General features: G+C 38.8%; 10 protein-coding genes and 1 pseudogene. 8 read left to right on the forward strand and 3 right to left on the reverse strand.

Annotation, left to right across the window (positions count from 1 at the left end; all coding sequences use genetic code 11):
- Positions 1-10: 10 nt before the first annotated feature.
- The 3 genes from HWQ37_RS33225 to HWQ37_RS33235 form a co-directional block, all read right to left on the reverse strand.
- A complete protein-coding gene (locus HWQ37_RS33225) occupies positions 11-1,333 on the reverse strand; it encodes a flippase (RefSeq protein WP_292755465.1) in 1,323 nt (440 codons plus the stop codon).
- Between the two features lie 77 nt (positions 1,334-1,410).
- Positions 1,411-2,388 (reverse strand): glycosyltransferase family 2 protein, encoded by a 978-nt coding sequence (locus tag HWQ37_RS33230; protein WP_292755467.1) that lies wholly within the window; start codon positions 2,386-2,388, stop codon positions 1,411-1,413.
- A 70-nt stretch (positions 2,389-2,458) separates the two neighbouring features.
- Positions 2,459-4,663 carry a GumC family protein gene (locus HWQ37_RS33235; protein ID WP_292755469.1) on the reverse strand — a complete coding sequence of 735 codons (2,205 nt, stop codon included), beginning with the start codon at positions 4,661-4,663 and terminating at the stop codon, positions 2,459-2,461.
- A 1,171-nt stretch (positions 4,664-5,834) separates the two neighbouring features.
- Between HWQ37_RS33235 and HWQ37_RS33240 the strand changes: the two genes are divergently transcribed.
- From HWQ37_RS33240 to HWQ37_RS33275, 8 genes and pseudogenes are all read left to right on the forward strand, one after another.
- On the forward strand, positions 5,835-6,218 hold the full coding sequence (locus HWQ37_RS33240; protein WP_292755470.1) for a hypothetical protein: 384 nt from the start codon (positions 5,835-5,837) through the stop codon (positions 6,216-6,218).
- Positions 6,219-7,066: 848 nt separating this feature from the next.
- Entirely contained in the window at positions 7,067-8,086 is a 1,020-nt protein-coding gene (locus tag HWQ37_RS33245; protein WP_292755472.1) for an RpoD/SigA family RNA polymerase sigma factor, read from the forward strand.
- 114 nt (positions 8,087-8,200) lie between these two features.
- Complete coding sequence (locus HWQ37_RS33250; RefSeq protein WP_292755474.1) at positions 8,201-8,695, forward strand: ureidoglycolate lyase; 495 nt, start codon at positions 8,201-8,203, stop codon at positions 8,693-8,695.
- A gap of 218 nt (positions 8,696-8,913) precedes the next feature.
- A complete protein-coding gene (locus tag HWQ37_RS33255; RefSeq protein WP_292755476.1) occupies positions 8,914-9,261 on the forward strand; it encodes a translation initiation factor in 348 nt (115 codons plus the stop codon).
- A gap of 141 nt (positions 9,262-9,402) precedes the next feature.
- Positions 9,403-9,561, forward strand: a complete 159-nt coding sequence (locus tag HWQ37_RS33260) for a YqaE/Pmp3 family membrane protein (protein WP_179065728.1) — start codon at positions 9,403-9,405, stop codon at positions 9,559-9,561.
- 225 nt (positions 9,562-9,786) lie between these two features.
- Positions 9,787-10,617 (forward strand): IS5 family transposase, encoded by an 831-nt coding sequence (locus tag HWQ37_RS33265; protein WP_292755479.1) that lies wholly within the window; start codon positions 9,787-9,789, stop codon positions 10,615-10,617.
- Positions 10,618-10,677: 60 nt separating this feature from the next.
- Positions 10,678-10,860 (forward strand): annotated as a pseudogene (locus HWQ37_RS33270) (Uma2 family endonuclease); the annotation flags it as partial.
- A gap of 613 nt (positions 10,861-11,473) precedes the next feature.
- A complete protein-coding gene (locus HWQ37_RS33275; protein WP_292755481.1) occupies positions 11,474-13,144 on the forward strand; it encodes an MBL fold metallo-hydrolase in 1,671 nt (556 codons plus the stop codon).
- Positions 13,145-13,190: the final 46 nt, after the last annotated feature.

The raw sequence follows: 13,190 nt of genomic DNA on the forward strand, positions 1-13,190 counted from the left end.
TAATAAACGATCAGTATTTGTAAAAATGAGTAAGCGATCGCACTTGAATTTTAAAAAGTTTTTGTGTCCTTGAATCAAACGCATTGCATATAAACGCAGCAGCAGCTTGAGAAATTATTGTTGCGATCGCAGCCCCAAGTCCCGCATATTTAGGAATAAGTACTAAATTGAGAATAATGTTTAGTATCGCCCCAAATAAAGTCTTACCTAAAGAAACGTGGTTCAAACCTTCAGCAATAAACCAAGGTGATGTTGCAAGACCCATAAATACAAACAAAGAAGTCCAAATATGAACTGCTAATATTGCTCCTGCTTCTGCATATCCACTTCCAAACATCACCATAATTATCTTGTCAGACAGGAAAGACATTGGAAGAGCAATTGCTAAAGATATACATGTCATTAGACTGAGTAATTGTCCTATTCGCTGATAATAAAGACTTTCTGATTTTTCCTTTGCTGCATAAATTGCCGGAGCAACAGAAGAAACAATAGCCCCTGGAATAAAATACCAAATTTCAGAAATACGCACAGCAGCAGAATAAACTCCAACCTCACTATCTCCAATCATTTGACCTAACATCACCTGATCTATTCTCATAAAAATCATGATGGCGAACCCCGAAAAAATTAGAGGTAAACTCTCTTTCATAAGAGTTTTGGCAGCCGCAAAACTCCAACGCCATAACCACAATGAAGAACCTTTTATTTGGTAAACAATCAGCAAGCCAATTGCACTCATCGCAAATTCTGCTAATGTTACCAAAGCAAAAGCTAGCAATGGTGCTTTTGTTAAAATTAGCGCGATTTTGATGACAGTATTTAGCAAAAATGCCGTGTTTTTGGCGATTACAGTGTATTTTGACTGTACCTGTGACTGAAACCACAGTTCAATAGTATCAGATGCCCTAAAAATTCCTGCTATTCCTAAAATTGCAACTAGCCATATCTTTAGTGTTTCACGCTCACCTAAGAAAAACATGGTGCTAACTGCCAATGAAACAGAAGCAATTCCACCCAGAAATTTTAGCCAAAAAGTAGTTCCTAAAATTTCCTCTTTGTCTGATGATTGACGAACAAGATGACGAACTACTACGTCGTCTAGTCCGAGAGTAAAAATTGGGCTAAATAAGGCAACAAAAGCTAAAGCATAGTTAAATAGACCATACTGTTGTACTCCTAAATAACGTGCTACCCATACTCCTACAACCAAGCTTGCGCCCATACGTAGAATGCGGTCAGCAAATAACCAACCTGTATTGGCAATAATTGCACGCAACCCAGAACGAGATTTAAATTGTGATAAATTTTTAAATTTTAATTTATTTAACATTATTTTGATGAATTAATAATATAACTTTCTCTATAAATATCGTGCAGTTTTTAATCTTTGCAAATACAAAATAAAATTTATTTATCCAGTAATTTAGATTCTTTTAAGATTTTTAATTTGCCAGTCATCAAAGTTTTCAAAAAATAGCTAAATAATAAAACGATGCCCTTGATTTTCCAAAACAAACTATGTTCAAACAAAAATATTATTTTCAAATACGTAAGAAAATCTTGATATTTGGGACAGGGTATTGTTTTTAACTCATTGAGAGATGTAAAAGCTAAGAATAAAGGTGAGCTAAAATTGTTTTTTTGTAGAATGGAATTAAATAGGGAATTGCGTTTCCAGAATCTCTTGTATTCATAGTTTTTATCTATGTCTAAAAAATTCTTATTATGATACTGATTATTATCATGTATTCTATACATCACTAAAGGTTTAGACATATAAAATTTTTTAGCTCCCACCAAAGAAGCTCCCCATACCAGACAGTCATCAGCCCTGACACGCCAATCTTCTATATTTGGAATAGGTAAAATTTTTCTGACTATCTCTCTACGTATTGATAATGTTGAAGTTATAGAACCAATCCATTCACCATTATATAAAGTTCTAATTACTGAATAACCCAAATCTAAATCTACTGAATCGTCTTGAAATATTCCTTCTAATGCTCCAATTTTTTTATACGCACAAAAGAGAAAATCACATTCACTACGTCTATTATAAAATTTTAGGGCAGTTTCTAAATACTCAGGTTCATAACTATCATCGGCATCTAAAAAAAATATAATGTCACCAGTAGCAGCTAAAAAACCTTCATTAAAGGATGATAATTGTCCTTGATTTTTTTCTTTCAAGATAGATTTAACATTAGCTAATTGAGTAAATTTATTGATGACTTCCACAGAGTTATCTGTGGATGCGTCATCAACAATAATAATCTCATCAAATTTCACTGTCTGATTTAAAGCGCTATCAATTGCCTCAGAGAGAAATTTGGCATAGTTGTAATTATTAATTAAACAAGATGTTTTTATTGTATTTTTATCCATTATTCCTACAGTCAAAAATGTTAATTTAGATGGTTGTAGTGATGGTTGCTTTCACAATTTCTAAGAGAACTTAACGCTCTTGGCGAAATTTAGTTAAGCTGCTAGATACCAAATCTTGTTCAATTTGTCGTTTTTTGGTGTCATAAAAATAATTATTAGATTCATTTTTAGTATTCACACCATTGATGACTATCCCTAATACCTTCTGACCTGACTGAGTTAAGAACTCTTTAGCTGAATACGCACTGTTTAAGTCAACCACTCCAGGACGCACGACTAATAAGATACCGTCAGTCAAGGTACTTAAAACAGCAGCATCTGCTATTCCTGACAACGGAGGAGTATCAAAAATTACAAGATCGTAATCTCTCCCAAAGTTACTAATTAATGTCGCCATGCGTTGAGAATCTAGCATTGCTACTGGATTGGGAGGTAAAACTCCAGAAGTAAGAACTTCCAAATTAGGCATCACTTCTTGCACAACCGTATCTAAAGAAGCTTGACCAATAATGACATTACTTAGTCCAAGTGTATTTGTTAGTCCCCAGATATGATGCTGTATGGGATGACGCATATCTGCATCCACCAACAACACCCTACGCCCGGACTGAGCCATAGTCACAGCTAAATTTGCAGATACGTCAGACTTTCCTTCTTTGGCAACGGAACTTGTAATTACAATGCTTTTGAGTGGTTTATCCGAACAAAGGAACTTCAAGTTCACTTGTAGTATTTGATATGCATTACCAACAGGGAAGTAAGGAATATCTCTACCAATGATTTTGGGAATAGGTCTATCAAGTCCTGCTATAGAAGAATGATCTTTACCATTTCTACCTTGTGTAGGAATTACTCCCAAAACACTGTATCTCAAGACTTCTTTGGCTTCTTTGACGGTCTTCACTGAGCGGTCTATCAAGTCTAAAGTAAAGGCAACAATGATACCTAAGAAGAAACCAATTCCTGCTCCACCAACAATAAACAGCATTTTGCGGGGTCCTTCTGCTTTATCAGGGGTTAAAGCATAGGAAATGACACGAGCATTAGGAATCTTTTGGTTCTGTGCAATATCAATCTCTTGGCGTTTCTTTAAAAGTGTTTCGTAAGTCGTTTGAGCTGCTTGCAGTTTCCGTTCTAGCTCTCGTTGACTCTGTTCTAACCTGGGCAAATTATTTGCTCGTCTGATGTAGGCATCTTGCTGTTGTTTGAGTGTGGCAATTTGCCTCTCCAGACCAACACGTTCTGCCTGAGCGCGAGTAATATCTGCAATTAGGCTTTGCCGTAGTTGTCCAACCTGTAAACTTCCCTGTGTAATCTGCGCTTTACCCGCTACTTGTCCTGTCCGCTCTTTTAACAAGTTGTTAAGAGCTGCGACTTTTTCTTCTAAGTTAGTAATTGTAGGGTGTTCAGGTGAAAAACGGGTACGCTCTAGCGCCAGTTGGCTTTCTGTTTCTTGGAGTTGGGCAAGCACTTTCTGTACTCCAGGCGCTTGACTCAATTCAGATTCGATTACACCTTGACGTGAATCTACCTGAGCTTCACTGCTTAACTGTTGTAGACGACCCTTGACATCATCTAGTTGAGCTAAAGCTTGAGAAATTTGATTTCCTAACTTAGAAATTGTATCGACTGCTGCGGCTGCTTCTTGTTCCAGGACAACAACTTTATTCGTTTCTTTAAATAACCGCAGTTTTGATTCGGCTCTTCTGACAACTTCCTCAGCTTTTGGTACTTCCGTTACGAGAACCTGTTTAGCTGTCCGCGCTTCATTCTGATTAGCCTTGATATTTAGATCGATGTAACTATCAATAACTTCATTGACGATTTTGGCCGCTAGTTCTGGATTGCCGCCTTTATAAGAAAGTTGTACAACATCAGTACCTTTGATTCCTTCTATTTTTAGTTGTTTTGCTAAGTCGGGAATCGAGAGCAATTTGCCTCGACTATCTTTGAGGTTCAGGGAATTAATTGTTTTCTCAATTACTGGATTTGATCCAATAACTCTCACCTGAGTTTCCAGGGGATTGTCATTCACATTTAAAGCTTCTAGTCGTCCTATGTCATCCGATAAGCCTGTGAGTGAGGAAGAGCGATTTGTTTTAATCATCAAACTTCCTTCTGCCTTGTATGAAGGTTTTAGTGAAAATGCATACAAGCATCCAAGGCTAACAGATATGGCGAAAATTCCAACTAGAGGCAGCCAGCGCCGTTGAAGAACTTCTAAGTATTTCTGAATATTTACTTCTTCAAAGTTTGGTAAAGATTCCATTGTCATAATATATACAAAGTTTTATAAAAAGACTATTTACTTACAGCAGTTTTTTCTGGGTATTTTGCCCACAGTAGCGCTGTAGTCTACTTTGCGATAGTAATATTTGTGTTGATTTTCAGCTAATGCCTTTTTGCTGAGGTTGTTTAATATCTGAAGTTGACTAATAGTTTTACAAGTTGCAATTTTAGCTTAGATTAATATTCTCATGAGAGCAAAAACAGGATAACTCACAATTTTTACCTGATTTAGTGGCTTTCCATTTTGGAGCTTGGTTTTGGTTAACTTAGTTTTATGTTACTACCAATGCAAGTATTGATTAGTTGACTAACAATTACTATCATATTGTGTAAGAACACTGAATTTGATAACTTTACAAAAAATTCATACAAAATACTAATATGTTCGTGTCGGTTTGCTGATTTGGAAAAGACAAGAGGAGTTAATTCCTTCAGGTAAGGAATAGAACAATTGTGCCAGCCTATCTATAAGCAATGAAAGCACTTTAGAGATAAGCTTTGTACAGTGAAAAGAGATAACTACAAAGAATGGATGGATCTTTACGTAAACTGCTTCAAAATTTTTAGTAACAATTAATTATTACTCTGAATAACGATCAATTCCGGAAAGAATACGGAACTGGGAATCATAAAATTGTATGATTTGAGTATTGCACCTGTAAGGACTCGTAATCAGTTTAATTTGCCCAGACTGGTGAAAGACTTTTTTATGTGGTTTAAGATGTGAAAACTACAACGTGCTTGTCCTTGGGTTTATATCTCAGTATTTTAAATTTACCCGTAAATTTGCGATCGCCTTGTTTGTACTCTGCAATAGAGGCAAAATACGCCTTTTAATATTTATATTTAAGCATATTACACATTGTCTTACGTATGTATCTATATGCTAACATGCATTAAAGATAAACGTCTAGTATAGTACAGCAGAAATACAGCTACTATCTCAATTAACCAGACAAGTAGTTCAAGCAACTTGTTCAAGACGGGCAAACTTGCGCCGTATTTTACTAGATTTAACTGTATTTTTAATGAAGTTTAGCTATATTTATTACTACCTGTGTTAACCTGAAGTACTTAGGCTAGGCTGCTATCTCTTGGTTTCTGTGTCTAGGCAATTGTAATTATTAAACTGACATTAAATGTTGAGAGATTAAATTATGAAATCCTCTTCTATTATCTTAGTCATTGTGATTAGCGCACTCACTTTCAGCCAGAGTGCCTATGCTAACCAAGAGAATGTTCCGATGACAATAGGCGATCGCAATCAGGCTGGAGTTTTATTGACGGAACCAGCTACGATTAACACTACATGGAGTAATTTTGTCGGACAGACTAATAATCCAAAACAAACGGCTGGATCAATTTCGCTAATGCAGGAGCAAGGATGCCAAAAAATTAACCCGCTTGAGTTTATCAATGACCCAGGTGCTTTTTTTAAGCAATGTCACGAACCAGCAAAGACTCAAAGTACTGAGCCAATTGAGTATCTCAAGGTTCCTAAGCTGGATTCTGGTATTAGTGTGACAGTTACTAAGTTTTGATATCAATACCTTAGCCAAAAAAAAGTAGTCTAGTTTTTTGCGCTAATTTAAGATATTTAGTGGCGATCGCAGGTGTCGCCGTCTTGCCAAGTATTATGATTGGTGCTAATGTTACCACTCTATAGTACTTTTAGTCTACAAAATGTCTGTCGGAGTAATTTAGATTGACAATACCGCATCTAATGGATATGTCTGCGTGCAGTATGACACAAGTGCAATTGTCACAGATATCTACCTACGTCTTTGTTATCCTAGATATCTAATAGAGATATGAGCCAAAATGAAGCAGTGCTAAATCTCTGCAATAGTTTATTTATTAAATGAACTTTTTGTGATATTTTGATAGTTATATTAATAAGTTATTTGTTAGATAATCAAATCTTTACTCAGTATATTTTACTTTTTAAAGTAACTGCATTTTGATAATTAGACTAAATGTAATTGTGTTTTAAAATATCCGAAAATTAAGGATAAAAGAGTCTAATTACTTCAAAGGGTATGCTAATTATACTTTAGGTAATTGATTTGTGACTGATGATGATGTTATTATTAAGGGGTGGGTTGATTTTGGGTTTATTATCTCCAACAATTAACTTGTAATGTATCATAGACCAGAATTCATCAGTGTTGTAAACTGATTAGACCTCTTGCATAAATTACAAATAAGAACCCCACCCCGCCAAAGTTACGCTTTGTCTCCCCTACCCGGTTGCGGGGAGGGAATTAAGGGATGGGGTATTAGACACTGTTGCAAGATATCTATTGATTAGCAGTGTGAAATGGCTGTAGGTCTGAATATCTAGACTTGATACCAATAAATTGATGAGGTTACAGAGGAGCAAATAACCATGAGCAACTTAACATCTCCACATACCGAAGTTCAAAAAACGAAGAAAAAAAGTTTAGCCGCAGATAAAAAGCCTCGAGCTACAGATGATATTGTGCGTAGTTATCTGCAAGAGATCGGGCGTGTAGATTTGTTGACTCGTGAACAAGAGGTTATTTTTGCTCAACAAGTGCAGCAGATGATGAATTTACTGGCTGCTAAGGAAGAATTGGCTGTGAAATTAAACCACGAACCCACGCCGCAAGAATTGGCAGATCGGATGGAGTTAAGTGTGGAAGTGCTAGAGCAACAACTAAATTTAGGGCACCAAGCCAAGCAGAAAATGATTCAGGCTAATCTCCGATTGGTGGTAGCTGTAGCGAAGAAATACCAGCACCGCAACCTGGAATTTATGGATTTGATTCAAGAAGGTACTTTAGGTTTAGAGCGAGGAGTGGATAAATTTGATCCCGCCCTTGGTTACAAGTTTTCTACTTATGCTTACTGGTGGATTCGTCAAGGAATCACACGAGCGATCGCTCAACAAGGACGTACAATTCGTTTACCTATCCACGTCTTTGAGAAACTGAACAAAATTAAACGAGTGCAGCGAGAGTTATCTCAACAGTTGGGTCGCGTCCCTACTACTGCTGAAATTGCCACTGCTTTATCTTTGACAGCTAGCCAAGTTCGAGAGTGTTTGTACTTGGCCCGTCAACCTTTCTCTTTAGAAGCACGAGTTGGTGAACAACAAGATACAGAATTACAGGACATACTGGAAGATGATGGCCCTTCTCCCGAAGATTATGCCGTTGAAGAATCTCTCCACCAAGACTTACAAGACTTATTGGCAAAGTTGTCTCCCCAGCAGCGAGAAATATTAACCTTGCGCTTTGGTCTAACTGATGGGTATGAACTTTCTTTAGCACAGATTGGCGATCGCATGGGTATTAGTCGAGAACGGGTGCGCCAAATAGAACAAAAAGCTCTCAGTCTCCTCCGCCGCCAAAAGGAACAAGTACGTAGTTATCTCGCTAGTTGAGGTTATTCTTCATAATTTAGGGCATTTAAACTTAGAAAATCACCATCATGACTGTGTAAAATTCAGTCATTTTGCGCGAAAATAAGCCTAAATAATCTCTCTTAATGATTTGATATGAGTACATCAAAGACAGTACAGCAATTGCAAGTGCAATGTGTGACTTCTGAAAACTTTCGGCGTTATGGACAGGTGATTTTTGCAAGTCTTGATGGCAAAACTTACGATGGGGAAGATGCCCAACTAAACCTGCAAAACGGGATTCCACGATTTTATATTATGCGGTTGGAGAAAATAGGGCGAAAGTTCCATAAAATTACTCGCCATATCCAATGCACTCAATGTCTGGGTTCTTTGGAAGGAAAGGATTGGTTAATTGCAGTTTGTCCTCCTGATAATGATGTGAATAAACCAGCATTAGAAGAGATTGCTGCTTTCCACATTCCGGGGAATTGTTTTATCAAGCTACATCAGGGTACTTGGCACGCTGGGCCGCATTTTGACCATGAAGCTGTGGATTTTTATAATTTGGAACTAGCTGATACAAATGTGGTGGATCATTTTACCCATGATTTTCTTGAGAGTCATCAATTAGAGTTTGAAATGGTTTAGGTAAGATTGGGTTAAATTATAGATATAGAAAGAGCCATTTATCTAAATCAGTTCAACCATTTGAATCTATTTTTCCCAGAAGGAAAGATTAGTTCAAGGATTACGTCAGTTTGGTTATGATGTATGGATGTCTAATGCTAGCCTATAAATTGATATTATAGCAGAATGGTTGCATAGAAGTTTCCACTGCCTTTGAAATTTTCTTAAACATTCATTTTATGCCTTCTTCAAATTCTCAATCTTCTGATAAAAGTTTTGTCTACCGCGAATTTGGCAACGATAACTCCGCCGCCACAGAAAGGCCAATTCCAGAACTGCCCCCACAACAACAAAATCTGAAAGTACAAGCTTCCCGGAAAGGACGCAAAGGCAAAACTGTCACAGTGATTAGCGGATTTCAAGCCAAACCCGAAACATTAGCAGATTTAGTGAAGCAGTTGAAAACCCAGTGTGGGACAGGTGGGACACTTAAAGACAACGAAATTGAAATTCAGGGCGAACACAAACAAAAAATTGTCGAGATTTTGACGAAGCTAGGTTACAAAGCCAAAATTAGCGGTGGCTAATCTTGAGTGTGGTTTACCGTATCTAAACCGGGATCTAGATGAAGAGAGGGAATGTTATGTTTGAAAGGTATAAATATGCTTGAACAGTGGTGAATCGGTTCGCCAACAAGCTGTCTTTTCTGAGATAAATAGGAGGTTTAAATGGATTTAGTTCGGATTTTGTGTGCCATTTTCCTGCCGCCTTTGGGAGTTTTTTTACAAGTAGGTTTTGGTATAGACTTTTGGATTAATATACTTTTGACGCTGTTTGGTTACATTCCGGGGATTATTCATGCAGTGTGGATAATTGCTAAGAAATAATTTTTGTAGAAGTAGGTTAAACGTACCAATCTCGGCATTACTGAATTATTGTAGAGGCAATTCATTACAGCAGATTGCAAGTTAATGAATTACAAAAATACCCCTCCCTAACCCTCCCCTTGGAAAGGCTAAGGTGTACACACAAGTCTGAAATAGCTGATTAGACCTCTTGCAAAATTATTTTATGGTAAGATGGGGTATTTTGTCGCTTGAATCAATGGTGCAATGCAGTACGAGCAAACAAAAAAGTTATCTAACCGCGAATTCAAACGTCTAGTTGGAGTGCAAAGACGCACGTTTGATGAGATGGTGAAAATTATGCAAGATAGTGTCAGTCCTAAGCGAACTCGAGGTTGTCCAAAGAAACTAGATTTGGAAGACCAGGTTTTAATTTGCTTGCAGTATTGGCGAGAATACCGAACTTACTTCCATATAGCTCAAGATTGGCAAGTATCGGAATCAACTGTTTGCCGTACAGTACATCGCATTGAAAGCGTGCTGGTTAGTTCTGGGAGATTCCGTTTAGAAGGAAAAAAGTCCTTGTTGATACCGTCACAGAAACCAAAAACGGTTGTGATGGATGTAACCGAGAGTCCCATTGAACGTCCGAAATGCGGTCAGAAACGTTTCCATAGTGGCAAAAAGGGACAGCATACTCTCAAATCTCAATTTGTAATTGATCTTGAGACCTCACAAGTACGTTGTGTTGTCAATGATTCAGGTCGTAGACACGACTTCAAACTATTTGTGGAAAGCAAAGTACGTTTTCATCCTGATACACAGAGTCTAGAAGATAGTGGCTACCAAGGAATTGCTAAATTTCATTCCAATAGCCTTTTACCCAGAAAGAAGCCGAGAGGAGGCAAGTTAACCAAAGAAGATAAACGGTTTAACCGTGATTTAGCTCGCCGTCGAGTTGTTGTTGAACACGTCAACCGACGATTTAAGGTATTTCGGATTTTCAGTCAACGCTACCGTAATCGCAGACAACGTTTTGTATTGCGCTGTCACTTAATTGCTGGAATTTATAACTATGAGCTTCTAAATGCAAGTTAAGTTTTAGAAAATGTGTTTAACCCACAACTATACCACAAAACTTTTTTGCAAGAGGTCTAATATGTCTTAGTACAAGTAGCTCAACCGGGTGTGGAAGTGTTTCGGCGCAGCGAAAAGGGGAAATGGGTGCTGTCGGAGTATAATTTGGATGAGATATTACGACTAGAATCGGTGGATGTAGAAATAGCCGTCGCCAATTTGTACCGCCAAGTGCAGTTTGAAACTGAAGCTACCGAAAATTGAAAAAATAATCATTGCTTTACATCTAGATAGATAGACAGCTTGACCGAAAGGTTCTACAATCTTACTGATTGTGGTAAATTTACCTATTGCCCAATCCATATAAGCATAGTAAAGATTTTCTAGTGATTCCGTTTGATTGCGGAAGCACTAAATTAATATAGGAAAGTATTTGATTAAAGGGCAGCAGACAAATGGATGTAAAGCTGATTCTAGCTGGATTAACAGTTATATTTACGCTTTCGTGCTTATTTTTTGGCACGAAAAATGGATTCTATGATTCAGATAACTATCATGGCAATGGCTCCGCACATTGAGATAAGTTTGTAGACGCTTGGGCGACTTCCCGTAGGATAAGTTGGCTAAGAGCGCTTAGAACTTGCAAAGGGAAAATAAACAAGAAACATCCTTGAGCTACAAGTTTAATGGTTTCTTGTTAGTCCACCTTTCCGAACAAGTGCGGGTTCGGTGAAGGCCTCCTCCCCAATCAAAAATCTGTATTTTCAGGGTGTAGGGGCGCACGATAAAACTTACCCCTAAATCACAAAACCAAAATTTGTCTAATTTTTGGATTTTGGGATATGTCCATGATGATGAGGTTTGAGGGGAGGAAAGCATGAGGGATAATCTGTCGGCATCCTCTCGCGTAGATGGTGCGGAAACGGGTAGTGAATTAGAATGTTTGCCCTATAGTGTCCAGCATGACAATGAGGGCGTGTGTTTATTGGTGAAAATGGGGCCACACCGCATCCTCTTAGACTGTGGTTTGGAGGATATTTCCTTGCTGGGTAAGGGGCTTACTAAGTCAGGACGTGGAACTAGTTCGCCCTTACCAGCAGATTTAGTTTTGATTAGTCACGCCCACCCAGATCATGCTAAAGGCTTACTAGAACTGCATAAAGCTTTTCCCAAGTTACCGATCTATGGTAGCGAGGTGACTAGTAAATTATTGCCGCTAAATTGGCTGGACGAAGATCCTGAGAAAATCTCCCAATTTTTTCATGCCTTGCCGTTGCGATCGCCTGTGGAATTCCAAGATGGTTTGGTGGCAGAATTATTTCCCGCCGGGCATCTACCAGGGGCAGTCGCAATTCTGCTGACATACACCACCCAGCAGCGTATTTACAAGCTACTGTATACAGGTGACTTTTTCTTATCGAATTCCCGGTTGGTAGAAGGTTTGCGTTTAGAGGAACTGCGGGGCTTGAACTTGGATGTACTAATCATTGAAGGTAGTTATGGCACATCCCGTCATCCGCACCGCCGCAACCAAGAAAATCAACTAGCCGAGCGAATTAATCGAGCGATCGCTGACCATTGTTCTGTAATCCTTCCCACCCCGGCGTTAGGATTGGGTCAAGAATTATTAATGCTCTTGCGATCGCATCACCACTTCACCGGACGAGATTTAGATATCTGGGTAGATGGTGCTGTCGCCACTGGATGTGATGCATACCTCGAACTGCTACCACATCTCCCCCCATCGGTGCAAAACTTCGCCCGCCATCAACCTTTATTTTGGGACGAACGGGTACGTCCCCGCGTGCGTCGTTTACAACCAGAACATCGTTCCAGTGTCGGCAAATCACCTTGTATTGTCCTCACTGACTCGACATCTGATTTAGGTGAACATTGCCAACTAGATACCGGCCCTTGGCTGATTCTGCTACCAGAAAAAATTGATATAAAACTTAACAAAGAATATTTAGCGCCCACTACTGTGGAAACCTATCTCTTAGCTCAACACAGTGATGGCCCTGGTACTACCCAGCTAATTCATAATTTACGACCGCAGCACGTCATTTTTGTGCACGGTTCTCCTGCTTACTTGGCAGACTTGACGAGCTTAGAAGAGTTGCAAAACCGCTATCATGTACATTCGCCGGCGGCTGATACCTTGGTAGAACTGCCCATCGGTGATACATTTTTACAACCGGCAGCACCAGAGACTAACTACGAAGGCGAACTGACAGAGTTAGGAACAGTAATCACAATTACCCTACCCAATGTGATTACTGCTGATACGCGTTGGCGGCAATTTGCCGATACTGGTTTAATTGAGGCTCGTTGGCAAGGGGAAGAACTAGTGTTAAGGGGATTGTCTCAACGAGAATTGCTCAATCAAAATAGCGATCGCTATACATGGACAGATGTAGACTGTTGTGGTAATTGCCGACACCAAAGGGGGCAGAGGTGTTGGAACCCAGCTTCGCCGTTATATAACTTCAAGGTAACTCTCGAAGGTTACTGTCCTGCCTTTGAACGTCTATCTAGTCCTGAGTCCTGAGTCATCAGTCCTGAGTTAGGATTTGTGACTCAGCACTCGGCACTCA

Origin of the sequence: Nostoc sp. NMS4, assembly GCF_017115095.1 — a bacterium.
Classification (GTDB): domain Bacteria; phylum Cyanobacteriota; class Cyanobacteriia; order Cyanobacteriales; family Nostocaceae; genus Nostoc.